Below are 24147 nucleotides of genomic sequence, written 5' to 3'. Positions count from 1 at the left end.
TATAGTTGCGCCTTTATGCATAACAAAAGACTCAATCTTGGCTGAGCGTTGCAAAAATAGGATGAATTGTCGCTAAAAAACTATATATACCGATTTAGTTCAATCTTAAAATAGGCATATGTTCAATAATTAAGATAAGGATGAATGCCATGAATGCTTTTTTACATCCAAGTGAAAACCGTGGTCACGTAAAAATGGGCTGGCTTGAGTCTAAACACAGCTTTTCTTTTGGTAACTGGTATGACCCGAAATACATGGGCGTTAGTGCGCTTCGTGTAATTAATGATGACTTAATTGCAGCCCATGAAGGTTTTGGTCAACACCCACATGACAACATGGAAATTTTAACGTGTGTGTTAAAAGGCACCATTACGCATAAAGACAGCATGGGCAACCATGGTGGCATTTCTGCGGGTGAATGGCAGCTCATGAGCGCAGGTACAGGTGTGCGCCATAGCGAAATGAACCAAGGTGATGAAGATGTGCATTTACTACAAATTTGGATCGTTCCAAATGAACGTTATGCTGAACCGACCTATCAACAAATTAAATGTGATCCACGCGATCAACCCAATCAATGGCATTTAATTGTCGGTCCAAATGACAATGCAGCTATGCATATTCGTCAGCAAGCGGAAGTTAAATCTGCATTTTTGACGAAAGGTCAATCTTTAGATATCCATGCAACGCAGCATATCAACTATATCCATGTTATTTCAGGTTCAGTGCAAATTGCTGAACATAAAGTTGAAGCTGGTGGTGCAATTGCGTTCTTAGAAGATAGCCAAATTGAAGCGCTTGAAGATGCTCAAGTGATTTGGTTTGATTTACCCGAAGTTAAATAACGAAAAAGCCCTCAAATGTGAGGGCTTTTTTTATGCCGCTTGGCTCAGGCGTTCACTGCGTTTATATAACCATATCAACACTAAAGACGGAATAATAAATCCAGCAGCCACCATGATGTCATGTAGGATTGAGGCATAAGGTTCAGCAAACATGGCCAAATGTTTCATTGGAGATGTCAATGGATGGAATTACTTTAAACATCTCGAAGTCTAGCATTTCGAGATGTTTATATATGCCGCTCAGCATCTAATTATCGAGATAAAATTCATCAATCAAAGGTGATTTTATTCTATTGCTGATGCAATCTATCTAATCAGCCTTCAGTTTCCACGCGATAAAAATGATTTTGCATAAAGACGCCAAACATAGAGGCAAATAATTGCCGATCTTGTTCAATTTGAAAGATGCCCCCGAAATAGTCCCGATCTGTGGTTAAAATTAAATCTAAGAATGTTGCCTGCTTGGGAATTACTCCCTTTCTTTGGCAATATGCAAAATATGCGCTGACATCTTCAAATAAAATCCACCATTCCTGTGGACTTCCAATCTGAACGCCACCTAATGAATGCTCTAGATCAAACATCGCATTGAGAAGATATTGAAAATTTTGCTGTGAACTTTGAAATTGAAATCTCGGATAATCTGTTGTTAGATTTAAATTGATCAGATGTAAATGGATGCACCGAGCACGCTCTAATCTACGTTTTACTTTTACATATTGTTGATAACGATGTCGATCTTTTGCTGTGACCGTTGTTAAGCGAGACAAATCCATATTGTCGTGTAAATCACTGAGTTTTACTTCACACGCTATTGCATTTTTAGCAGTACGCTGCGCAGCTTGAAATCGGTTCTCACCTGCTGTTTTAGTCAGTGCCAGTATCGCGTCAATAATATGCGCTTGAAAACCCATAGCACGAAGCTCATCCGTCGTTGTCGCAGTATCTTCTAAAATGTCATGTAATACAGCGACGATTTTAGCATCGGGATGTTGCACATTTTGCATCACACGAAGTGGATGCTGAATATAAGCTTGACCCGCTTTATCGACTTGTCCGAAATGGCGTTCAGTCGCCAATAAAATCGCGTTTTCTAAAGTTGAAATAAAGAATCTCCCCTTCGTGGTCTTTTTTATTTTTCTCCATCATATTAACCAATGAATACATCTATTTATAGCTCTAAGCACGCCCCTAACGACACAGATTGACTCGTAAAATACATATCTACCGTGAATTATCGTGAGCTAGATCTTTTGCAAATAGTTCTATGCCATTCGCGCCAACATTTCCAAAGTAATTTTTTTCACCTCTTCTTTACTTTGCTGAATATGGCTGCGCATTTTCTCCAATGCCGCTGTCACATTATGTCCAAGGATCAATTGTAAAATCTGTTGATGCTCTGCATAAGTGGCTTCAATTCGATAATCTTTAGAAAAATCTAAACGGCGAATAATACGGATTTTTTCACTCACATCCCGATGCACCTTTGCCATTTCACTATTACCAATTGCTTCAACCAATTGACAGTGAAATGCTTCATCTTGCATCGATAAAGTTTTTAAATCATGCAAAAACTGTTCAGGCTGAATACACCACAAATTCACCAATGTCTGTAAAGCCTGTTTAAGTTGTTCTGGTTCCATTTTACAGAGCTGCTCAATGGCATAGCATTCCAGCAAAATCCGTAAATCGTACAGTTCTTCGTAGGCTTTAAAATTGAGTGGCTTCACTTCCCAACCGCTGCGAAAATGCACCCGTACATAACCATCTTGCTGTAAACGGTATAAAGCCTGCCGTACGGGTGTACGGCTGACTTCATACAATTCTGCAATTTCAGATTCGGTAAAACGTGCACCCGGTTTGAGCTGAAAATCAAAAATATCGTTTTTTATTCTTTGGAAAACCAGCTCAGACAAGTTGTCTGAGCTTTTCCCAACAATGGCTGAGGTCATGTTTATTCCATATAAACCAGCGGTTCACCGCTATGTACCGTTTGTCCTGCACGGCAGATAATCGCTTTCACTATACCGTCATCATCGGCATAGACTGGAAGCTCCATTTTCATCGCTTCAATAATGGCTACAGTATCGCCTTTCTTCACAGACTGTCCAGCTTCGACAAAAATTTTCCAAATGTTGCCGGTCATCGACGCATTCAAGGCTGCAAATTGGCTATAGTCGGTATCATCTTGCAAGATTTCCATTTCCGCAGGTGCATCGAACTCATCTTTCCAGCGTTCAACTTCAGTTGTAAATGCCTGCTGCTGCTGTGCTTTAAACTCGGCAATACTGTCCTTCTCTGTTTCCAAAAAGGCTTGATAGGCTGCAAAATCAAACTCTGTCTCTTCAATTTTAATTTCAGCAACGCCATTGGCAAAGTCGGCACGGAATTGATCGAGTTCTGCTTCGGTTACTTCATAATATTTAATTTGGTCAAAGAAACGTAAGAACCATTGCTGATCGCCAAACTGCTTGTTCTTTTTAAACTTATTCCAAATAGGCAATGTACGACCAATCAACTGATAACCGCCCGGTGAATCCATGCCATAAATACACATGTACATACCACCAATACCCACAGTACCTTCGGCAGTAAAGGTACGTGCAGGGTTATATTTCGAGCTGAGTAAACGATGGCGCGGATCTATTGGCACAGCACAAGGCGCGGTTAAATACACATCGCCCAAGCCTAAAATTAAGTAATTGGCATCGAAAATAATATCTTTGACTTGCTCACGGCTGTCTAAGCCATTAATGCGCTGAATGAAATCGACATTATTTGGCAACCACGGCGCTTTGGCACAAACACTTTCTTGATAACGTTCTACAGCACCTAAAGTGGCCGAATCCTCAAATGCCATCGGTAAGTGAATAATACGAGATGGAATTTTGATTTGGCTCAAATCTCCCATCTCATTTTCAAGTCCCAATAAGAACTGAATTAAATTCACTTGGCTGAAACGCAATCCATCATATTTAATCTGCAGTGAACGGACACCGGGTGAAAGCTCTAAAATGCCATCAATATTCGCTTCACGAATGAGTTGCATCAGTCGATAAACACGTAAGCGCAATGCAAGGTCGAGAACGTTTTCGCCATATTCCAGCAAGATGTAACTGTCACCTGCCTGACGATATATAGCTTTCGGCGCATGTGCATCTGCTTCACGCACTGCCAATATCCCTTCTGGCTTACATTCAAAAGTTGCCGCCTGTTTTGCTTCAGGTGCTTGAGCAAAGTTTTGGATATCGGCAATTTGTTGAACTTCCAAGGCATTGGCTTGTTCAACACTCATCGGATAGAAACTGATGCTGTCATCTGCCTTAAGTTGACCAATTTTCCAAAGTTCAGCTTTAGCAATCGTCACTGGGCAAACAAAGCCACCGAGGCTTGGGCCATCTTTAGCCAAAATCACAGGAAAATCACCAGTGAAGTTAATCGCCCCAATAGCATATTCACAGTCATGCACATTGGATGGATGCAAACCTGCTTCACCGCCATTTTCACGTGCCCAGCTTGGTGTTGGGCCAGTTAGGCGAATACCTAAACGGTTTGAGTTAAAGTGTACATTCCATGTTGAAGCAAAAAATTCTTCAATATATTCAGGTTTAAAGAAATCTGGTGCACCATGTGGACCATAGAGCACACCAATTTTCCATTCTTTGCCATAGCTTGGAATACGCTCTGCTGCCAAAGCTTGCGGTGCTGCTGTTGCAATCTCCAATCCATCCAAAGGCAGGCTTGGATTAACCATTTTAATCATGTCGCCTGCGCGCAGCACTCGCCCTGCATGACCGCCAAAATTACCCAATGCAAAGGTTGAACGGCTACCTAGATATTCAGGTACATTTAGTCCGTTGCGGATTGCAAGATACGTACGGCAACCCGACTCAACTTGTCCAAGTACTAATGTTTGCCCTGCTTTGATGCTGATCGGTTGCCAAAAATCGACATTCACACCATCTAGAGTCGCGCTACATGGCGCACCTGCAATGGCTACAATGCTATCGGCATGAAATTTCAGGCTTGGTCCTTGTAAGGTAAACTCAAAACCTGCTGCCGATTTTGGATTACCGACAATTTGATTGGCTAACTGAAATGCATAATCATCCATCGGGCCTGATGGCGGTACGCCGATATCCCAATAGCCCACACGCCCCGGATAGTCTTGAATCGAACTTTGCGTGCCCGGTTGCAGCACTTCAATTACATTTGGCACATATTTAAAATCATCCAGCAGACGTGTCCAGATTTGCATATTTTCAAAGCGAGCATCTGAAACTACGGTATGTGCATAGTCTAAGTTGGTGCTGATGCCATTCAAGCGGGTTTCCGCCAAGGCTATTTTTAGCTTAGCAATCGCACTGTCTCGGTCTGCCGCATGCACAATAATTTTGGCAATCATCGGGTCAAAATATTGTGAAATTTCAGTGCCTGTAGATACCCACGTATCTACACGGATGTCTTCAGGGAAATACACATCTGTGAGTACCCCCGGACTTGGCTGGAAGTTTTTCACTGGATCTTCCGCATAAATTCGCACTTCAATGGCAGCACCATTGGGCTGAATATTGCTGAGTTTTTCCCAATCTAAAGCATCACCTGCCGCCACTTTCAGCATGCATTCAATCAGATCTAATCCTGTCACCATTTCAGTTACAGGGTGTTCAACCTGCAAACGGGTATTCACTTCAAGGAAATACACTTCATCACGGGCAGCATCATAGATAAACTCAACCGTACCTGCGCTGCGGTATTTCACCAATTGACCAAGCTCTACAGCAGCACGGTGCAATTTTTGACGTGTTGCTTCTGGTAAGTGCGGTGCAGGTGTTTCCTCAACGACTTTTTGGTTACGGCGCTGCAATGAACAATCGCGCTCCCCAAAAGCAACGACTTGACCTAAACCATCACCAAAAATTTGTACTTCTACGTGACGGGCTTTATCGACAAAACGTTCGAGGAAAACACCCGCATCTTTAAAGAACTGTTCGCCTAGACGCTTTACACTTTCATACGCATCTTTTAATGATTGTTCATCATCACAGCGGGTTAAACCAATCCCGCCACCGCCTGCGGTGCTTTTCAGCATGATGGGATAGCCAATCTCTGCAGCAGATGCGAGTGCTTCATCCAAACTTGCCAATAAACCTGTACCCGGTGTCATGGGTACATTCGCTGCAGCTGCCAATTCACGCGCACGATGCTTCAAACCAAATTCTAAAATTTGTTCACCCGTTGGCCCCATAAAGGCGATACCATTTTCTTCACATGCACGGGCAAAGTCGGCACTTTCAGATAAAAAACCATAACCTGGGAAAATCGCTTCAGCGCCGGTTTTTTTAGCGGCTTGAATCAATTTTTCAATACTTAAATAAGTCTCTGCAGGTTTAACACCTTCAAGAGAAACTGCCACATCTGCATCTAAGACATGCTGTGCATAACGGTCTGTCTCTGAATATACGGCAACCGACTGAACACCGAGTTTCTTTAATGTACGAATCGCACGAACAGCAATTTCACCACGGTTTGCAATTAAAACTGTTTTAAACATGATTATTTCCCCGATTTTTTTAATTTGATTTTGCTGTTGTTGCTTGCAGTGATTGGATATAGGCGCGCCAGCCGCCAAATTCACTGATATTTTTTGCACCGTTTAGGCCATAAGGTTCACAAATAAAGCCTTTCACCCAACGTCCATCGGCAAGCTCGATATTGCCCATACCCAGTGGTGTTGGAATTTCGGCGACAAATTCACCAAAGCGTGCTTTTGGAATATCCCAAAGCTCGACAATAATTTTTTGACCCGCTTCCTGACGCGCTAAACCTGGTTTCGGAGGTACTGTGCCCGGCAGTGCATAGAGGGCGTAATCGGCAGAAGTCGTTGTGGTTTCAACATGCACGGCTTGGCGTGTTGTCAGTTGGAAATTGAGTGGCATGCCTGTGAGATGTGCGCCTACGACTGCAACTCGAAAATGTTGTGCGGATGGTGCAGACATGACTGAATTTGCTTCAGGCAATGTTTTCGCTACTGCACCGAGTGGTAATTTCAAATGCTTTTGCCATTTTTCGGCAAAATCTGCTAAAGCCGTATCGTGCCAAGCCGGTGCAATGAATGTGATTCCAAAAGGCAGCCCGTCGGCACGAAAGCCTGCAGGTACAGCGATGGCACTCAGATCTGCTAAATTGGTAAAATTGGTATAGGTGCCAAAGTGGCTATTATTTTCAATTGGCGATTCAGCCATTTCTGCAAGCGTGTGTATAGTTGGCGAGCTTGGCACCACTAAGGCATCAAATTGCGCTAAGGTTTGCTGAATGTCTCGAGCCAATTCTTGCTTTAAATATTCGGCGTTATAAGCATCCACCGCAGTGTACTGCTGGCCTTTTTGAATAATTTCTAAAACTGTTGGATCAAAGTCGTGTACCGATGTTTCTAATAAGTCTGCAACTGCAGCAGTACGCTCTGCAACCCATGACCCTTGGTAAAGTTGGCTCGCCAATTGACTAAAAGTACTGAAATCAATTTCAGTCAGTTCTGCACCTAAGTTTTTTAATTCAATTAATGCTTGCTGAAATGCATCCGCCGATTGAGCATCACCAAAAAATTCTAATTGTTTTGGAATGGCTAACTTTAATTGTGCACTGAACTTTGCAGGCGCTGTAGCAGGATTCACACGTGAATAACTGTCGGTTACATCAAAACCTTCCATAACTTCTGCCACTGCAGTTGCATCAGCGACGGTTAAGGCAAAAATTGAAATGCAATCTAAGCTTTTACACGCAGGCAATAAGCCTGTATTTGAAAAGCGCCCTTTGGTTGGCTTTAAACCGACAATATTATTAAAAGCTGCGGGGATTCGTCCTGAACCTGCGGTATCTGTACCGAGTGCAATCGGCACTAAACCACGCGCCACCACACTGCCTGAACCAGAGCTTGAACCACCGCTTACATAGTCAAGATTAAAAGTATTTGGCATTGCACCAAATGGGGAACGTGTACCGACCAATCCTGTGGCAAATTGATCTAAATTGGTTTTGCCTACAATAATCGCACCCGCTTGTTTTAAGCGCTGCACCACATAGGCATCATCAGTTTTTATGTCCGTAAATAATTTAAATGCAGCCGTCGATGCAAAGCCCGCCACATCTATATTGTCTTTCACTGCAATAGGCACACCAAATAAAGGTAAGGCCACAGCATTTTCAATTTGTTTTAAAGCTTCAATCTGTGCAGTTAATTGTTCTATCGATGCAATTGAAATCCATGCTGGGTCTACGCGATCAAATTGCTCGACCAAGGCATATAAGTCTTCAAGTTGAATTGTGTTATTCGTGTAGGCCGCTTTCCATTCCGCTAAGGTCCAGCCTAAAGTTTTTATTGAGTTCATTGATGTGCTCATTCTTGTATCCAAGTTTGAATACTGTGTTGCACACATCATGCCAACTCTAATTATTATTTATTTTTCAATATCTTAATATATTTTATCAATCATTTGCCTATTTTATTTAGCCAGTACAAAAGGATAAATGTTCTATTAAGTTTCCAAGCTCCACTATTTTGGTGCATGACTTTTATAATCGTGTTTTCAATAGATTCTTTTCATTTAGATGCAGATATAAATACAGTGAACTTTCTATTTTCACTCTTTATAAGCTTTCAATTTAGATGTTTTGTATGACTTTGAACTTAGAATAAAAAGAACTGAGAAATATTTTGAATTTTATATATAGAAAAAGATACATCAATGATGGCTAAAGCAATATTGGGCTTTGAGATTGATCGGGTTGAATAGAAAAGTAGTAATAATAAAAGCTATTGATTCGCAAAATTTAGTTCAACAATCAAAACTAAAAAATGGTGCGCTCAGCGCGCACCGTAAATACAATTTAACTAATTGTTTATTATAAATATTTAAACCCAACCCACATCATTGTACCGCAAAAAATACCGTAAAAATTCAGCATTCTAAAAAATATTGATGATGGCAATGTAGGTCATTACCACCAACGAAATATATTGATTTCAGGTGCTACGACTACCCCACCTGACTATACATTGTTGAATGACAAAATGGCTCAACTAGTCGGTTGGTACAAGTCGGAAGCGCATCAGCGTCATCCTATTGAACGTGCAGCTAAAGTACACCTGGATTTTTTATTGATGGTAATAGACGCACATCACGTCTATTGATGAACCTTAAGTTGCTGAAATCTGGATATCCACCTTGCGTTATTACAGTTGAAAAATCGCGTGGCTTACTATGAAGCTTTGGATCAGTGGATGGCTTATGACAAAACTGAAGCTTTTATCCAATTGATTTCTGAAGCAGTGATCGAAGGATTTAAACCATATCAGATAATTTTAGGAATTTAGAGTTACTCCCATTTATATATTTCTTTATTTGTACTGCTGCTTAGGACATTTTGTTTATTAGAGCCTTGTTGCCTAATGCTGTTATCAAAAAATTGTTCAGCAATATAATTTCAGAATGAAGAAGCCTACACATAGAATCTATCATACAAAGAATTGACCTTCCCACAAACCTAATTTTATTAACTTATTCAATAAATTTAATTAACTATACAAAAAAAACCAACTTATCTTAAATATTGATGGTTTAGACAAGCCTCAGCTTTTGAGTGTTTTTGCAACAAAGCAGAACGCTAATAAAAATATTCTAAATAACATTTCACATAAAATTCACTATCAGATACATACTCTTTAATTGAGAGTAAAACGCTGAAATTTATAACTGCAAAAAATTCGGCCTATGCTTTTAAGATAGATTAAGTAAATTGTATCAAATATAAATTTATATAGGTGTATTCTTCTGTGGCTATAGAATTTGTTTCTAAATCAAAATTACCTACTGCGTTTGGCGATTTTGAAATTATAGCGTTTCAAGACCAACGTACTGGTGAAGAACATATCGCTCTTACTAAAGGGATGAATGCTGGTCCAAATCAACCTGTACTAGTCAGAATACATTCAGAGTGCTTAACAGGTGATGCTTTTGCTTCACTCAAATGTGACTGTGGCCCCCAATTACATTCAACCATGAAAATGATTCATGATGCAGGTCAAGGGGTAATTTTATATCTGCGCCAAGAAGGCCGTGGCATAGGCTTAACCAATAAAATTCGAGCCTATGCACTTCAAGACCAAGGACATGATACTCTTGACGCCAATTTATTATTAAATTTACCAGCAGATGCTCGTAAATATGACATGTGCACCATTATGTTAGATTATTTAAAAATAAAGAATGTAAAACTCATTACAAATAATCCGCTTAAAATTAAATCTTTAACTGATTTAGGAATTAATGTTGTTGAACGTATTCCCTTAAAAGTTGGCTTAAATATTTTTAATAAAGCTTATCTAGAGACAAAACAAAAACGTATGTCACATCTGTATGATAATAGTGATTTTTAAAAAGCGATCACTTTCAGTAAAAACCCACATACAAAGTTCCCTCTCCCTTAGAGGAGAAGCTTTTATAACATATGCACTGTTGTTTAATTAACTTTAGAAATACTGATTAAAACCACAGGATATTATTGAGGTTCTTTAAGTATTTGCGAAAAAACCGTGACTTTTTCTAAAGTTGCGTTCATCCCCTTATTAAAAAAAGTATCGACAAGTGCTGAACCGATAACGATTAGATCTACTTTATTGGCTAATGCTTTAACATGACTTTCATTTTTAATGCCAAAGCCGATTGCCACAGGAATATTAAAAATAGGCTTGATTTCAGCAATCTTTTTCTCAAGATTGGACAGATTGAAGTCTCCTCCTGTTAGGCCATTTTCTGCAACATGATATAAAAAACCTGTCGCACGCGCTGATATTTGCTCTAACCTTGCAACTGGAGTGGTCGGTGCTGTTAGTGCAATTAAATGCATATTTTTTTCATTTAACTGTACTTCAAAGTTTTCTCGATATCCATATGGAGCATCTAAAATCAATATTCCATCTATAAGATTTTCTGTTTCAGCGATAAGTGTCTCAAAACCATATTGTATAATCGGATTTAAATAAGTCATGAAAATTATTGGTGTCTGGTCATCATGCAGCCTGATTACTTTTACCAACTCAATGGTCTGTTTTACCGTTTGACCTGCATCTAAAGCCCGAAGATGCGCTGCCTGAATGATCTCTCCATCTGCCACTGGATCAGAAAATGGAATACCCACTTCAATAATGTCAGCCCCTGCTTGACCCAATTGGCTTAACAGACGACAACTTTCTGTAAAATTAGGATCTCCAGCAGTAAAATAACAGACCAGACCGCTTCGATTTTCCAGTTTCAATTGCTCTAATTTTTGATCTAGACGGTTCATGCTGTAGCTCCTGCAAGATATTTTTTGACCGTGTTTAAGTCTTTGTCACCTCTGCCACTTAAATTGACAATAATGATCTGTTCTGGCTGCATTTCTTGAGCAAGTTGAATCGCATACGCAATTGCATGAGAACTCTCAAGCGCAGGAATAATGCCCTCCTGTTGGCCTAAAAGCTGAAATGCATTTACCGCTTCTTGATCGGTGATCGCCGTATATGTCACACGTCCTGTTTCAAACAGAAGGCCATGCTCAGGGCCAACGCCAGGATAATCTAAGCCAGCTGATATAGAGTGTCCATCTAAAATCTGCCCATCTGAATCTTGTAATAAATAGGTTAAATTGCCATGCAGCACACCGACTTGACCTTTGCAAATAGAGGCGGCATGTTCACCACTATTTGTTCCTTTTCCACCTGCCTCAACGCCAAACATTTTGACATTCTGGTCTTCTAGAAAAGGATACATCAACCCTAGTGCATTTGATCCCCCACCAACGCAAGCAACTAGAGCATCAGGCAGTCTATTTTCTTTGAGCAGGATTTGGTTTCTGGCTTCTATACCAATAATTTTCTGAAATTCTCTGACCATGACGGGATATGGATGAGGGCCTGCACCCGTACCCAATAGGTAATAGGTTGTATCCACATGACGAATCCAGTCACGTAATGCTTCGTTCATGGCATCTTTTAAAGTCCCACGCCCTTTTTTAACACTTCTGACTTCAGCACCGAGTAATTTCATACGTTCAACATTCATTTGTTGGCGCTGAATATCTGTTTCTCCCATAAAAATGGTACATTTCATCTTAAACAGCGCGCAAACCGTTGCTGTTGCAACACCATGTTGCCCAGCACCCGTTTCTGCAATGATTCTGGTTTTACCCATAAATTTGGCTAATAAGATTTGGCCTACACAATTATTGATCTTATGCGCACCCGTATGGTTCAAATCTTCTCGCTTGAAATATATTCGAGCGCCGCCTGCATAAGCTGTTAGGTTTTTTGCATAAAAAAGAGGACTCGGACGACCAACAAAGTCCATTAAAATCTGCTGATATTCAGCCCAAAATTCAGGTTTGTCCCGAACAGTATTAAAGGCTTGCTCTAATTCTTGAAGTGCTGGCATTAAGCTCTCTGGCATGTAGCATCCGCCAAATTTACCAAAAAATCCCAAAGCATCAGGACCATTACCTGTATAAGGGGTTGTCATCTCATATCTCTTTTACTATCAAAACTTGTTTGATCTTAAAATATTTTCATTTTTCTGATAATTGATATATTTTGTGGTTATGGTGTTAGAAAATTTTACAACATGAAACGCAGAACATTACCTCCGCTTAATGCTTTAAAAGCTTTCGAAGCTGTCGCCAGAAATAAAAGTTTCAGCTTAGCTGCCGAAGAATTATGTGTCACCCATAGCGCGATTAGCCATCAAATAAAGCAGTTAGAAGAATGGTTGGATAAAAAATTGTTTATTCGACATTCCTCGACCATCTCTCTGACGGCGGATGCCGAAGAATTATCGCTCGTTTGTACGCAGCTTTTTAATCGTTTAGAGCAATGCGTCTTTGAGTTAACTAATAAGACATCTGAAGTAGAAGTTGTCATAGGCGCTTCTCATAGTTTTATGGCAAATTGGCTGATTCCTCGATTAGAAAAGCTCGAAGTCATTTATCCCAATATCCATATCAAATTAATGACATGTAATGAGTTAAAATTATTAGAAAAAGAGAAAGTTGACATATTGATCAATAGCATCAGTGAGAATCATCTACTTCCCAACTTTTTGAATAAATATCTGTTATTTCCCGATAACATGGGTCCTATTTGTAATCGTGAAATAAATTTTCTTCATTCCGTAAATGATCTTTTAAACTATCCATTACTTCATACCCACTCAAATAAAAGTGCATGGCATACATGGTTTGATCAGTTTCAAATAAGCTTTTGCCCAAAATCCAATGACCGTTATTTTGATAGTCTGAATTTAATGATAGAAGCTGCCGTGTCTGGGTTAGGAATTGCCATAGCACCTCAAATTCTAGTAGAAAAAGAAATGTTAAATGGAAAGATCATTGCCCCTTTTAGTTTTATCTATTGTGACTATAATTTTTATGCAATGGTCAGAAAAAATAATGAAAATCATGATGTTATGAATATCATTAATTGGTTAATGGCCGAAGAAAAAAGTTAAACATTTAATCTTTGATTTGAAAAATTCTATTCAATTGCTCATCTATAACGTCTATTTCACATTCTATTCACGCTGTGCTGCCTAAGGTATAAACATACACTTCATACGGACACTGATGATGAGACTTGTAAAAACACTAATTGCTACAGCCTTATCCTTGCCGCTTCTGTTGTTAGCCGGATGTAAAAGTATTCCCAGTTATTCAGCCGATTACGCCCAATCCAGAAATGGTATTCAGGGGATAGCGCTGGATCAGGCTAAAGCTCAGGATATCGGCCTCCGCTTTACCTCAGCCTTTAATACCTTGGGCACACCTGAATTCGTTGAAAATGCTGGAGCACTGTATGCCGACCAGCTGTTTATTAACGATACGCTATCGCAATTTTCATCCCGTCAAAATCTACTCGAGCACTTTCAAGGCATGAACAAACGGGTCAGCAAGGTCAGCGTCAAGCTGTTAAACGCTTCTTATCATCAGGACTCTGCCTATGTGCACTGGCATATGGCCTATGATTTTAAATTGTTCGGCACGACCCGCAGTATGGACTCTTACGGTATCAGTGAAATCAAGATCAACGAAAACAACAAGATTATTTTCCAGCAGGATTTCTGGGACCCTGCGAATGGCCTGTACCGTTCCCTGCCTTATGTTGGAGGGGTCTACTCATGGCTACTGCCTTTCAAAAAATAGCGATTAGTACAGCGTTAGTGATGGGATGTAGCTTCTGTCCATGGGCACAGGCACAAAGCCTGAATCAATGCGGCAATGGTCCGCTGATGGTGGGTCAAAAACAGGTCGGTATGGCCAGTTATTTTGCCCAAAACTGTAGCCAGTCCTGGGAAAAACAAAATATACAGATGGACTTTTCCTATACACAGAATATTCCGGAATGGGCATTTAAGCGTGCGGCCACACATTTACTGAAACGTAATGTTAAAGACGCAAAAATACATGCTCTATTCAACCCAATCACCGATTTGTATCGTCTGGTCAGATCAGGCGACCTCTACCGTTTAAAATACAACCATGCTACACAGACCCTGAGCTTATCTTTGAACCAGCAAAGTTTAGGGCAGCTTAAACATCCTCTGGCACAACAATATTTTAATATATGGCTGGGTCCCCAGCCATTTAGTGCTAAATTAAAACAGCAATTATTAAATTAGTGTCTGCCGCTATGTCGAAACATTTTATCCTGATGGTTGAAGACCATTATGAACTGGCCTCTACCCTATGCGAGTTTCTTGAAGAACATGGCTTTGTGGTCGATCACGCCCGCAATCTGAGTGCTGCTAGACAATTACTGAAACAGCAACGCTACCATATCTTGCTACTAGACATTAATTTGCCTGATGGTTCTGGTTATGAATTGTGCGAGTGGTTACGCAATGAAGAGGGGTTGGACTTACCTGTCTTGATGCTTACCGCTCGGGATACCTTGGATGACAAACTTAAAGGCTTCAATTCCGGCACGGATGATTATCTGGTCAAGCCCTTTGACTTTAACGAGCTAGTGGTTCGGGTCAAGGCCCTGATCAAACGTTCCCTGGGTGAAGTATCTAGCAGTCGTCTGCAAATTCATGACCTAATTTTGGACCCAGCAACACAACAGCTAACTCGAGCTGGGCAGAACATTGAATTGCCTCCGATTCAGTTTAAACTTTTGAAGCTACTAATGCGACATTCTCCTAAAGTACTGACCAAACAGGAAATTATGATGCAGCTTTGGGGTGACGAAGAGCCAGAAAGTGATGCTCTGCGCAGTCATATCTATAATTTACGCAAAATGGTCGATAAACCCTTTGAACAAAAGCTGATTCACACCATATCTGGGATTGGTTTAAAGATTGCTTTCGAAGATGAAGCCTAATTTAGGTACACAACAACAATCAGTCCAGTGGTCATTGCTAGATCAACATTCTGATGAGTGTCAAGATAATATTGCCTGTCAAACAGCTCCACACGCCAACCTAGCTGTTTGCATAGCTTTTGCACCAATTGCAATCCAATACCATGCCCTTTGATTTCCAGTTGTAGCTGCTGACCAGACAGTTCCTGAACTTTAGAATTGTTAGGTAAAGACATGCCGACCCCATTGTCAGCAATCAGCACTTTATTTTTTTCCAGAATCACATCAATTTCTGTGCCCTGTGAATAGTTCAGCGCATTGCGCAGAATATTGCCAAACACCATTTTGGTCATGGATGGATAAAGTTTACGCGGCTGTTCATCGAGGTCTTTTTGCAGGTCTATCTGCATGCCTTTGTTATGACTGACACTTTCCAGATCCTGCACCAGATTGTCCAGACATTCTGAAAGCATGGTCGGTTCAGCAGTTAAAGTGTTGGTGGTATTGCGGGCAATGGCCAGCAAGGTATCGACCAGCAGCTGCATGTCTTCAATGGTGTTATGCAGGCGGGTAAAGGACTTGTTGTCGCCATAGCGTGCCTGACACAGCTGCACATTCCCTTTTAAAATGGTCAGTGGCGTGCGTAGCTCATGGCTGACATCTCCGGTAAATTCACGCTCACGCTGAATAAATTCGCTTAATACCTGATGATATTTTTCCAGCGCCTGCTTGAGGTATTCAGCTTCCAGATTAGAGTCGGTGCGGATGTCCTGAAATGGCGAAGCCTGATTTTTCTGATGTTCCCAGTCGATATATTCCAGCGCATTGGCCAGACGGGTAATCGGGGAAAAATAGCGCCGGGCCCGACGGTTCCACCACCACAGCACACTATATAGCACAAACAGGCTGACCATCAGCGGTGCCAGACCAAACAGCCACACCAGCTTGTTGACGTTGCTTTCGCCAAAGACCAACAGGACATGCTGTCCGTTTTTTTCACCATACACGGTCATGCGCTCCTTGCCATCGACAAAATGCCGGTTCACCCCTTGCTCAAGCTGCATGTGGCGAAATTGGACTGGCGGCACATCGCTCCAGCGGTAACCATACAGGTTTTTGGTGTCGGGCAGTTCAGCAGCCGGATTACGTTCCAGCCGCTGCCAGTAGTGTGACATTTCCTGTTCTAGCGCAGTTCTGAGCAGGGAACCCTTGATTACCCAAGCACTACAGCCAATCCCGATCACCACAGACAGGGCAATGAATCCGATTTGCAGCCAGTAATAGCGGTTAAACACCTCACCCAGAGGATGATCGTGTTTGTCCCTGAACAGCTTTAACATTGGTGCATTCCCCGCTGGCCCATCCGATTCGCCATTCAATTATACGGTTTTCTTTTTAAACAGAAAGTGACCGATCACCCACTCGCGTCCATGCTCATAACCGAACAGCTCGGCACAGGCCATAAAGAAAATCCGCCAGCGTTGCCACCAAATTGCGGCATCCGCGCCATAAGTTTTTTCAAACAAGGGCTTTAGCTCGGCCTGTTTAGCATCCATATTTTCTAGCCAAGCATTTGCGGTACGTTCATACTGCGTACCCGCCCATTGCCAGTGCTGCTCCAGCTGTAAATGCTGCTGGAAATGCAGAAAGGTCGACGCTGCCGGCATCAGTCCGCCACTAAAGAAATATCTCGACATCCAGTCGAATTCATTTTTCACTTCAAACGGATAATGCAGGAAACGGTGACAGAAAATATGACACCAGAGCAGACCATCCGCTTTTAGCCAGCTGCTGATATTTTCAAACAGTTTCTGGTAGTTGCGTACATGTTCAAACATTTCCACCGAAACCACGCGGTCAAAGGACGCGGGTTCCATTTGCAACACATTGACATCACAAGTGATCACCGTCAGGTTATCCAGTTTTTTTAAACGGGCTTGTTCCTGAATATACTCGCGCTGCGTTGAAGAATTTGACACGACTGTAATACGGGCCGTTGGATAATGCTCGGCCATATATAGACTTAAAGAACCCCAACCGCAGCCAATTTCCAAAATATCCTGCCCGTCTTTCAGTTGTGCTCGCTGGCAATAGCATGCAAGGGCAGCTTCTTCGGCTTGGTCTAGCGTCATATCGGCATGTTTAAATAGACTCGCGCTATATTTCAAACGCTTACCGAGTACTGCCTGAAAAAATGCGGTCGGCAGTTCATAATGCTGCTCATTGGCTTTGTCTGTCTCAATGGCAATTTCGCTGTTTTTCAGCATGGTGAGCACATCCATATAGCGCTGCGCCGCCAATGCGGGGTTAAACCGACCTTCTTGTGCCAAACGTTTTTTGGTTAAAGTACGAATGCCTGCACGAATCACTGGGTCTGGCACCTTGCCATTTTCGATCAGTTCTAAGGTTTTTTGAATCATAAAGTCCATGTATTTACCTACTCTTTGGGTGGCCACGGAATAAACATTGAAGTTCGTCGTTGATAGTCTTTATAGTTGTCGCCACGGTGGGCGAGCGCCTGTTTTTCACTAAAGGGAATACCTGTAAAGTAGTACAAGAATAGCCACATCAGCAGTGGATATATCCATAATTCATAGCATCCTGCTGCCAAACCGAGCACTGGATAGGCAAACCAATGCAGCCATTCAAAAAAATAATTCGGATGGCGCGAATATTTCCACAAGCCCTGATCCATGGTTTTACCTTGATTCTGTGGATCTAGCTTAAAACGGTAAAGTTGCTGATCGGCAGTGCTTTCACCTATCAAAGCCAAGAGCATGATCATACCCGCCCCAATCACAGTGACCAAAGTCCAGTCATTCCATTGCTCGGTCGAGATACTTAACAACTTCAGCATTGGGTAAGAAAACAGTAGAGCCAAACCTGCCTGAAATATAAAAAACACCAGAAAACCAAGATGCTGATACTCCCCCATCGCTCGGCGCATGTTGGCATAACGCGTGTCTTCTTGGGTTTCACTGGCATAGCGCCGTAACAGATGCCAAGTCAGCCGTGAAAACCAGATCCCACTCGCCAGTCCCAGAAATAAGCGAACCAACATCGGTGCACTGTCAATCGCCCAAGCGGCAATAATCACATTGAGGGCAATACTGAAACTCCAAGCGACATCGACCAGCCCTGCTCTACGGTTATAGGTCACCAACACCCAGCTACAGAGCATGATAAAGACATTCAGCATTAGTAAGTTCAGCAGCATTTCGGCCCTCCTGCTTTATCTTGGCTTAGTAGGCACTGGCTTCGAACAGCAGATGTACATCACTGATCACGCCTTCGCGGAAGCCACCTTCGCAATAACACAGATAAAAATCCCACATGCGGATAAAACGCTCATCAAAGCCAAGCCCAAGTACCTGATCATGCTGCTGCAAGAAACGCTCACGCCAACACTTCAGGGTTTGTGCATAGCTTTGACCAATATCCTCCAGATGTTTGAGTCGCAGTTTTTGTTCTGAAGCGGTCTGGGTCATGACACTGATACAGGGAATAAAACTGCCCGGGAAAATATAGCGCTTGATATAGTCCACTGTATTCAGGGCTTTGGCATAGCGTGCATCTTCAATCGTAATCGCCTGTATCAAGGCTAGACCATTCGGCTTGAGGAGCTCGCGGCATTTTCGGAAATAAGTTGGTAAATACTGCTCACCAACTGCTTCAATCATTTCAATCGACACCAGCTTGTCGTATTTGCCTTCCAGTAAACGGTAATCTTTCAGCTGCACAGTCACACGATGTGACAGTCCGACTGCAGCGACCCGGGCCACGGCTTCATCATACTGTGCTTTGGAAATGGTAATGGTGGTCACCTTACAGCCATAATGCTGAGCCGCATAAATGGCAAAGCCTCCCCAGCCGCTGCCAATTTCGACCAAATGGTCCATCGGTTGCAATTGAAGTTTCTGGCAGATCAGTTCTTTTTTATAATCTGAAGCTTGTTCCAAGCTCATACAGGGTTCTTTAAACACCGCACTGGAATACATCATGCTGGAATCTAGGAACAGCTTGAAAAAGTCATTGCTCAGGTCATAATGCTCGGCAATATTTTTGCGGCTGCCATCAATCGAATTCTTGCGCGATTTATACCAGACCTTTAACAGTAACTGGCTGGCTTTGGCCACTGCATTCTGATTCATCTGGTCCAGCACATCGCGGTTACGTGCCAAAACGCGGATCACATCGACCAGATCTTCACTGCTCCAGTAGCCACGGATAAAGCCTTCGGCAGCACCCAGTACACCATTACGGAACAGCAGATCCATCAGACGAACATCATGCACCTGTATCACCGCCTGTAAATCGCTACTTTCCCCGACAGCCCCGTTCCAGACGCCTTTAAAAATCAGCTGACCATGGCGTAATTTCAGCAGGTGGCGCAGTACCACCGGCAGTGTGCTTTGCTCTCCCATGAATAGTGTCTTCATCGCAATGTGTTTCCTTTTTCTTTTTTAGGATGTCGGTAAAACGGAATTTTCTTTTTCCATAAACGAAAGGCGTGCAGATAAATTCCGCTGACCATCCTGAAGGGTTCAAGAACTTTCAGTACAGCATAGCGATGCTGTTGTGAAGCAAGCGTGATGGCCTGCAAGGAAAATTTCAGGGTGGCATCGAATTGCAAGATTCCCTGCTCAAACAGCTGCATATGAATCACGTTCTGCCGATCCGAAAAGCTGAAGCGCCAGCGATAATCCAGCCCCATCGGCATGAACGGCGACACATGAAAGGCCTTTTTAAAGTCAAACTGGTGACTCTGGTACGGCGCATATTCGTCTGCATTGTTCCGGCAGTCGTGAATGTAGGCCTGTCGTTCATTCCACGGTGTGTTGGTGATTTCACTCAGCACAAAGAGCAACTGGTCGCTCGCACCAAAGACAAGATAAAATACTACGGAATTGAAACGGAACCCCAGTGTGCGCGGTAAAGCCAGCACCCGGATGGAAGCGGCATGCGGTAACAGATAGTTTTCCCGCTTGATCAGCAGGCGTGCAATCTTCTGCCGAATCGAGCCACACTCCATAGTCAGAAAATCGCGCTCATCTAGGGTCAGGAAATTCCAGCGTTTAGATGACCAAAGCCAGGATTTTCGGGTAAACGTCGCGAGTTGATCTGGATCAAACCATAGATAGCTCAGCTGGGTTTTAAAAGCATGGGCTTGGGGCAAATAACGTCGATGCCGGATTTCAGCAGTGGCGATCGCAAGAGGATACATCTGCATCATGCGCTCCTAGGCTGCCTGTTCAGCCTGTTTTAATAGCTGATCGATTACCCATGATGCGCTACGCGCCCCATCCTCATGAAAGCCCCAGCCCCAGTAAGCGCCGCAATATGAGGTGCGGTTTTGGCCGTTGACCTCGGCCCAGCGTTGCTGTGCTTCAATCGCCGGGGCATCAAACACTGGATGACGATAATGTCGTTCTACCCAGACTTTTTTCGGATTCAGGGCAAAATTAGGATTCAGGGTGGCAAAGACCTGGGTTTTGCAGTTCAGGTTCTGCAACTGGTTCATCCAGTAGCTAAAGCCATAATGTGTGCCACTGTGCTGGAATGGCGTCTGTTCAGTGACCTGAGTCGGCGTGACGTGTACATGCCAGCTGGCCCACTGGCGACGGGATTTGGGCATGATAGAGGTATCAGAATGTACCACCATGCGGTTATCCTGATAGCGGAACTTGCCTAGCACGTCCAGCTCCTGCGCGGTCGGGTCTTTCAGCAGTTTCAGGCTGTCATCGGCATGGCTGGCGAAAATCACCCAGTCAAAACGCTCGCTGCCCTGTTGGGTTTCAATCAGCACATCATTGGCACTGCGAGACACCCGATGCACAGCAGTTTTACGAAGCGTGATATTGCACTGGGCCTGAATGGCACGGACGTAGCGAGCTGATCCACCCTTGACCGTCAGCCATAAAGGACGGTCTTTGAGCTGCAACATGCGATGATGCTGGAAAAAACTCACCACAAACTTATACGGAATCTGTCCGGCCTGTTCTACCGGGCAGGACCACAGCGCTCCACACATCGGATAGAGATGTTCATGACGGAAGGCTTCGGAATAGCCATGCCGATCCAGATACTCATCAATACTGAGCTGTGCATCGACATGCTCGACATCCAGATCTTTATTGGCGGCATAGAAGCGGAACAGATCCGACAACATCGCACGAAAATCTGCATTAAAAAAGTTTTGAGGTCGGAACAATAACGAGAATTTTTTTGAAGGATTGTACTGTAAGCCAGTGACCTGATTATTCACCGAAAAGCCCATGTCACTGCTTTGCGATTGAATGCCAAGTTCTTTGAGCATGGCGCAGAACAGCGGATAGTTATGCTCATTAAAGACAATAAAGCCACTGTCCACCGCAACCTGTTCACCATCGATATTCAGCTGATGGGTATCGGTATGACCACCAAAGTAGTTATTCTTTTCAAAGACGGTAACGTCATGCACTTTGCTGAGTTTCCAGGCAGCGTACAGACCGGAAATACCTGAACCAATAATTGCAATTTTCATGGTGATTCCTTTGAATGAATAGTCTGAGTGTCGGTCTTGGCAGCTTTTTTCTGTTTCCGAGCCCGGGCAATTTTACTGACATCATAGACACGTGCCGGAATCGGCTTAAGTCCCCAGACCAGCCCGAACAAAGACATGAGTTTCAGCAGGTAATAGGTCACATCAATCTGCCACCAGTAAAAACCCTGCCGGGTACTGCCGGCATAATAATGGTGATTGTTGTGCCAGCCTTCACCCAAGGTAATGATCGAAAGGAATAAATTGTTGCGGCTGTGATCGTCCGTATCAAAATCACGGCTGCCATAATGATGCGCCAGTGAGTTAATACACAAAGTGGCATGGAGCAGTAACACGGTGGAGACCACAAAGCCCCAGACCAGCAATTGCAGGCCGGAGGTACCGAGTTGAGGTAAAGCCGTGGCCAGCCATTCCCCCAGTGCATAAATCCCGCCGGCAGTCAGCAGCACCACAATTAAACTGAAACGGTCTAGCCAGATCAGTTCCGGATATTTCAGCCAATCTCTAATGACTTCTTTTCGCGTGGCAAAGTTATATTCATTTAAAAACCAGCCAACGTGGCTGTACCAAAAACCATGCGTGGAGGAATGCGGGTCTTGCAAGGTATCGGTATAGCGATGGTGATATCGGTGATGCGCTGCCCACCAGAGCGGGCCACGCTGCGCACTCATGGTACCCATCAGCACAAACAGGAACTGTACCGGACGCGAAGTTTGAAAAGTTTTATGTGACAGATAACGATGAAAAAAAGCGGTGATGGAAAACATGCGGATCAGGTAGAACGCCAGCATAAAGCCCAGCGCAAACCATGACACCCCCACCCAGAACACTGCGAGACAGGCCAGATGCAACAGAATAAAGGGCAAAATCCGGAGCCACTGAATCCGGCTGTTTTCAGCGGTCAGCGTTTCAGGCGATGTGTGTATGGACCAGCTGTCTATCCATCGCATCAGGCTTTTCAACATGAACTCATCCTACTTTTAATCGGTTGTCTTTATTCTGTTTGGTGAGTCTAATCAGTCAGATATGAATTTTATGTGAAGTGAAATAAAAAAAAGCCGAACTGTAGAGAGATTTATCAGTTCGGCAAAAGGGTAACAGATTAATGAGGCAATTTGATAAGTTTTGTGACGTCGTAACCATAATGTTTTGCAGTTTCCAGATAGGACTGATAGGTGGCTTCATCCAGTTGCGGTTCACGTGACAAAATCCATAGGTATTTATGACTTGGTCCCCCCACAAGCGCCACTTTATATTCTGGATCTACTCGCAATACCCAGTAATCACCTTTGCTAAATGGTATCCATCTTAAACCTGTAGGCAAAAAGCTGACCTTCAGTTTGCTGTTCCCCTTGTTTTGCGAATACGCAACACCTTCAGAGCTAATTATCTCACCATTGGCAGTTCGGCAGCTATTCAATACACCGATAGTTTGATCGGCATTGACAGTGTATAGTGCCGAGATATCCGAGACACATTTACGCTGAAAATACATCGGTAAATGCGCAATTTCATACCATTTACCAGCATACTTCTGGATATCTACCCGATCAACTGCCTGAGGCGCAGCAGTTTCTGCTTGAATCGTTGTAAAGCTGATGATAGACAGTACTATCGCTGCAAAAACCGACTTGAATAGCATCTTCATTTTTAAGCCTTGTTGTATTTCAGACTTAAGATAACCCAAGTCGATGTGAACAAAGTGTGAAGATTAAATGCAGAATGAAGGTAGGAGAAATTTCAATCTTACAGCATGAGAAAATGGGGAAAATCATTTCTTCTTGGATCCCCTTTTAAGCGGTAAATTGAATTTTTTAGATTCAATATAGCAATATTGTCGATAGTATTATTTAAAAAAGTCAACTAGATCAACATATTAATTCCTGAACTAATCATCTTTTATAAGGCAATTAAATATATATATAAAAAAACTTGATTAATTTTATTTTTAAGGTATAGTTAACTCAACTAGAAAAAAGTCTTGTTTCATTAAATCTCTCTTAAGTATCGTCGTTTTATTCATAATTCTTCGTTTTTTTCAGATTTTAAGTTTCATTCTTTATTATTTTCAAAGTTATATGCAGTCAATAAAATGACTAAAAATTATTAAAAAATCAGTAGGTTTTATTATGTCAAACTCAAATGTTGTTAAAGGTACCGTTAAGTGGTTCAATGAAACTAAAGGTTTTGGTTTTATTCAACCAGAATCAGGTCCAGATGTTTTTGCGCACTTCAGTGAAATTGCTAACTTGTATCTTGATTGATATAGTGATTAGCTACCACTATACGCAAATTGTAGAGTTTGGAGTGCTGCTAAAATCTTAAATTTGAACCTGAGATAAAACCTACAATTTGCCCTTATCCCTCATACAACT

General features: G+C 42.6%; 20 protein-coding genes and 3 pseudogenes. 8 read left to right on the top strand and 15 right to left on the bottom strand.

Annotation, left to right across the window (positions count from 1 at the left end; translation table 11 throughout):
* The first annotated feature begins 149 nt into the window (after positions 1 to 149).
* On the top strand, positions 150 to 845 hold the full coding sequence (locus tag FTU05_RS13540) for a pirin-like bicupin family protein (protein ID WP_180165728.1): 696 nt from the start codon (positions 150 to 152) through the stop codon (positions 843 to 845).
* 30 nt (positions 846 to 875) lie between these two features.
* Here FTU05_RS13540 and FTU05_RS13535 read toward each other — a convergent pair whose 3' ends face one another.
* The 5 genes and pseudogenes from FTU05_RS13535 to atzF all read right to left on the bottom strand — a co-directional run bounded on the left by FTU05_RS13535 (position 876) and on the right by atzF (position 8233).
* Positions 876 to 1013, bottom strand: a complete 138-nt coding sequence (locus FTU05_RS13535) for a hypothetical protein (protein ID WP_180165726.1) — start codon at positions 1011 to 1013, stop codon at positions 876 to 878.
* A gap of 536 nt (positions 1014 to 1549) precedes the next feature.
* Positions 1550 to 1951 (bottom strand): annotated as a pseudogene (locus FTU05_RS13530) (guanosine-3',5'-bis(diphosphate) 3'-pyrophosphohydrolase); the annotation flags it as partial.
* 159 nt (positions 1952 to 2110) lie between these two features.
* A complete protein-coding gene (locus FTU05_RS13525) occupies positions 2111 to 2797 on the bottom strand; it encodes a GntR family transcriptional regulator (protein ID WP_180165724.1) in 687 nt (228 codons plus the stop codon).
* A gap of 2 nt (positions 2798 to 2799) precedes the next feature.
* Positions 2800 to 6399: an urea carboxylase gene (gene uca, locus FTU05_RS13520; protein ID WP_180165721.1), complete on the bottom strand. Its 3600-nt coding sequence runs from the start codon at positions 6397 to 6399 to the stop codon at positions 2800 to 2802.
* Positions 6400 to 6418: 19 nt separating this feature from the next.
* A complete protein-coding gene (gene atzF, locus FTU05_RS13515; RefSeq protein ID WP_180165719.1) occupies positions 6419 to 8233 on the bottom strand; it encodes an allophanate hydrolase in 1815 nt (604 codons plus the stop codon).
* A 575-nt stretch (positions 8234 to 8808) separates the two neighbouring features.
* On the opposite strand from atzF, the pseudogene FTU05_RS13510 reads away from it, so the two are divergent.
* Together FTU05_RS13510 and ribA are read left to right on the top strand one after the other, a co-directional pair.
* Positions 8809 to 9219: pseudogene (locus FTU05_RS13510) on the top strand (Fic family protein); the annotation flags it as partial.
* A gap of 459 nt (positions 9220 to 9678) precedes the next feature.
* The gene (gene ribA / locus FTU05_RS13505) at positions 9679 to 10281 is read left to right on the top strand and encodes a GTP cyclohydrolase II (protein ID WP_180118135.1); all 603 of its coding nucleotides are present in this window, start codon (positions 9679 to 9681) and stop codon (positions 10279 to 10281) included.
* A 122-nt stretch (positions 10282 to 10403) separates the two neighbouring features.
* On the opposite strand, the gene trpA is transcribed toward ribA, so the two are convergent.
* Positions 10404 to 11189, bottom strand: a complete 786-nt coding sequence (gene trpA, locus FTU05_RS13500; protein WP_180165717.1) for a tryptophan synthase subunit alpha — start codon at positions 11187 to 11189, stop codon at positions 10404 to 10406.
* Complete coding sequence (trpB, locus tag FTU05_RS13495) at positions 11186 to 12397, bottom strand: tryptophan synthase subunit beta (protein ID WP_180165715.1); 1212 nt, start codon at positions 12395 to 12397, stop codon at positions 11186 to 11188. Before trpB ends, trpA begins: the two co-directional genes overlap by 4 nt.
* Positions 12398 to 12499: 102 nt before the next feature.
* Here trpB and FTU05_RS13490 point away from each other — a divergent pair, with 102 nt between their 5' ends.
* The 4 genes from FTU05_RS13490 to FTU05_RS13475 all read left to right on the top strand — a co-directional run bounded on the left by FTU05_RS13490 (position 12500) and on the right by FTU05_RS13475 (position 15252).
* Entirely contained in the window at positions 12500 to 13381 is an 882-nt protein-coding gene (locus FTU05_RS13490) for a LysR family transcriptional regulator (RefSeq protein WP_180165713.1), read from the top strand.
* Between the two features lie 118 nt (positions 13382 to 13499).
* Positions 13500 to 14072, top strand: a complete 573-nt coding sequence (locus tag FTU05_RS13485) for a nuclear transport factor 2 family protein (protein ID WP_171065058.1) — start codon at positions 13500 to 13502, stop codon at positions 14070 to 14072.
* The gene (locus FTU05_RS13480; RefSeq protein ID WP_180165711.1) at positions 14048 to 14548 is read left to right on the top strand and encodes a chalcone isomerase family protein; all 501 of its coding nucleotides are present in this window, start codon (positions 14048 to 14050) and stop codon (positions 14546 to 14548) included. The genes FTU05_RS13485 and FTU05_RS13480 overlap by 25 nt, the downstream gene beginning before the upstream one ends.
* An 11-nt stretch (positions 14549 to 14559) precedes the next feature.
* Positions 14560 to 15252, top strand: coding sequence for a response regulator transcription factor (locus FTU05_RS13475; RefSeq protein ID WP_005177281.1), 693 nt, complete (start codon positions 14560 to 14562; stop codon positions 15250 to 15252).
* Here FTU05_RS13475 and FTU05_RS13470 read toward each other — a convergent pair.
* The 8 genes from FTU05_RS13470 to FTU05_RS13435 form a co-directional block, all read right to left on the bottom strand.
* Positions 15249 to 16571: a sensor histidine kinase gene (locus tag FTU05_RS13470; protein ID WP_373685310.1), complete on the bottom strand. Its 1323-nt coding sequence runs from the start codon at positions 16569 to 16571 to the stop codon at positions 15249 to 15251. The genes FTU05_RS13475 and FTU05_RS13470 overlap by 4 nt on opposite strands.
* A gap of 39 nt (positions 16572 to 16610) precedes the next feature.
* Positions 16611 to 17660, bottom strand: coding sequence for a cyclopropane-fatty-acyl-phospholipid synthase family protein (locus tag FTU05_RS13465; protein WP_180165709.1), 1050 nt, complete (start codon positions 17658 to 17660; stop codon positions 16611 to 16613).
* 8 nt (positions 17661 to 17668) lie between these two features.
* Complete coding sequence (locus tag FTU05_RS13460; protein ID WP_180165707.1) at positions 17669 to 18448, bottom strand: DUF1295 domain-containing protein; 780 nt, start codon at positions 18446 to 18448, stop codon at positions 17669 to 17671.
* A gap of 25 nt (positions 18449 to 18473) precedes the next feature.
* Complete coding sequence (locus FTU05_RS13455; RefSeq protein WP_180165705.1) at positions 18474 to 19670, bottom strand: cyclopropane-fatty-acyl-phospholipid synthase family protein; 1197 nt, start codon at positions 19668 to 19670, stop codon at positions 18474 to 18476.
* On the bottom strand, positions 19667 to 20461 hold the full coding sequence (locus FTU05_RS13450; RefSeq protein WP_180165732.1) for a DUF1365 domain-containing protein: 795 nt from the start codon (positions 20459 to 20461) through the stop codon (positions 19667 to 19669). The genes FTU05_RS13455 and FTU05_RS13450 overlap by 4 nt, the downstream gene beginning before the upstream one ends.
* 9 nt (positions 20462 to 20470) lie before the next feature.
* The gene (locus FTU05_RS13445) at positions 20471 to 21754 is read right to left on the bottom strand and encodes an NAD(P)/FAD-dependent oxidoreductase (RefSeq protein WP_180165703.1); all 1284 of its coding nucleotides are present in this window, start codon (positions 21752 to 21754) and stop codon (positions 20471 to 20473) included.
* Positions 21751 to 22737, bottom strand: a complete 987-nt coding sequence (locus FTU05_RS13440; protein ID WP_180165701.1) for an acyl-CoA desaturase — start codon at positions 22735 to 22737, stop codon at positions 21751 to 21753. Before FTU05_RS13440 ends, FTU05_RS13445 begins: the two co-directional genes overlap by 4 nt.
* Positions 22738 to 22874: 137 nt before the next feature.
* Positions 22875 to 23420 (bottom strand): lipocalin family protein, encoded by a 546-nt coding sequence (locus tag FTU05_RS13435; RefSeq protein WP_180165699.1) that lies wholly within the window; start codon positions 23418 to 23420, stop codon positions 22875 to 22877.
* Between the two features lie 481 nt (positions 23421 to 23901).
* Between FTU05_RS13435 and FTU05_RS13430 the strand changes: the two are divergent.
* Positions 23902 to 24018 (top strand): annotated as a pseudogene (locus tag FTU05_RS13430) (cold-shock protein); the annotation flags it as partial.
* Positions 24019 to 24147: the final 129 nt, after the last annotated feature.

The sequence above is a fragment of the Acinetobacter sp. YH12049 genome (assembly GCF_013419875.1).
In the GTDB taxonomy this organism is placed as follows: Bacteria; Pseudomonadota; Gammaproteobacteria; order Pseudomonadales; family Moraxellaceae; genus Acinetobacter; species Acinetobacter amyesii.
The sequence above is the reverse complement of the archived record's forward strand: the minus strand, read 5'-3'. Positions and strand labels throughout refer to the sequence as shown.

Excerpts from the sequence above, each read along its gene's own strand:
- FTU05_RS13540 (WP_180165728.1), top strand. The coding sequence starts at position 150 with ATGAATGCTTTTTTACATCCAAGTGAAAACCGTGGTCACGTAAAAATG.
- FTU05_RS13535 (WP_180165726.1), bottom strand. The coding sequence starts at position 1,013 with ATGAAACATTTGGCCATGTTTGCTGAACCTTATGCCTCAATCCTACAT.
- FTU05_RS13525 (WP_180165724.1), bottom strand. The coding sequence starts at position 2,797 with ATGACCTCAGCCATTGTTGGGAAAAGCTCAGACAACTTGTCTGAGCTG.
- uca (WP_180165721.1), bottom strand. The coding sequence starts at position 6,399 with ATGTTTAAAACAGTTTTAATTGCAAACCGTGGTGAAATTGCTGTTCGT.
- atzF (WP_180165719.1), bottom strand. The coding sequence starts at position 8,233 with ATGAACTCAATAAAAACTTTAGGCTGGACCTTAGCGGAATGGAAAGCG.
- trpA (WP_180165717.1), bottom strand. The coding sequence starts at position 11,189 with ATGAACCGTCTAGATCAAAAATTAGAGCAATTGAAACTGGAAAATCGA.
- trpB (WP_180165715.1), bottom strand. The coding sequence starts at position 12,397 with ATGACAACCCCTTATACAGGTAATGGTCCTGATGCTTTGGGATTTTTT.
- FTU05_RS13490 (WP_180165713.1), top strand. The coding sequence starts at position 12,500 with ATGAAACGCAGAACATTACCTCCGCTTAATGCTTTAAAAGCTTTCGAA.
- FTU05_RS13485 (WP_171065058.1), top strand. The coding sequence starts at position 13,500 with ATGAGACTTGTAAAAACACTAATTGCTACAGCCTTATCCTTGCCGCTT.
- FTU05_RS13480 (WP_180165711.1), top strand. The coding sequence starts at position 14,048 with ATGGCTACTGCCTTTCAAAAAATAGCGATTAGTACAGCGTTAGTGATG.
- FTU05_RS13475 (WP_005177281.1), top strand. The coding sequence starts at position 14,560 with ATGTCGAAACATTTTATCCTGATGGTTGAAGACCATTATGAACTGGCC.
- FTU05_RS13470 (WP_373685310.1), bottom strand. The coding sequence starts at position 16,571 with ATGTTAAAGCTGTTCAGGGACAAACACGATCATCCTCTGGGTGAGGTG.
- FTU05_RS13465 (WP_180165709.1), bottom strand. The coding sequence starts at position 17,660 with ATGGACTTTATGATTCAAAAAACCTTAGAACTGATCGAAAATGGCAAG.
- FTU05_RS13460 (WP_180165707.1), bottom strand. The coding sequence starts at position 18,448 with ATGCTGCTGAACTTACTAATGCTGAATGTCTTTATCATGCTCTGTAGC.
- FTU05_RS13455 (WP_180165705.1), bottom strand. The coding sequence starts at position 19,670 with ATGAAGACACTATTCATGGGAGAGCAAAGCACACTGCCGGTGGTACTG.
- FTU05_RS13450 (WP_180165732.1), bottom strand. The coding sequence starts at position 20,461 with ATGCAGATGTATCCTCTTGCGATCGCCACTGCTGAAATCCGGCATCGA.
- FTU05_RS13445 (WP_180165703.1), bottom strand. The coding sequence starts at position 21,754 with ATGAAAATTGCAATTATTGGTTCAGGTATTTCCGGTCTGTACGCTGCC.
- FTU05_RS13440 (WP_180165701.1), bottom strand. The coding sequence starts at position 22,737 with ATGTTGAAAAGCCTGATGCGATGGATAGACAGCTGGTCCATACACACA.
- FTU05_RS13435 (WP_180165699.1), bottom strand. The coding sequence starts at position 23,420 with ATGAAGATGCTATTCAAGTCGGTTTTTGCAGCGATAGTACTGTCTATC.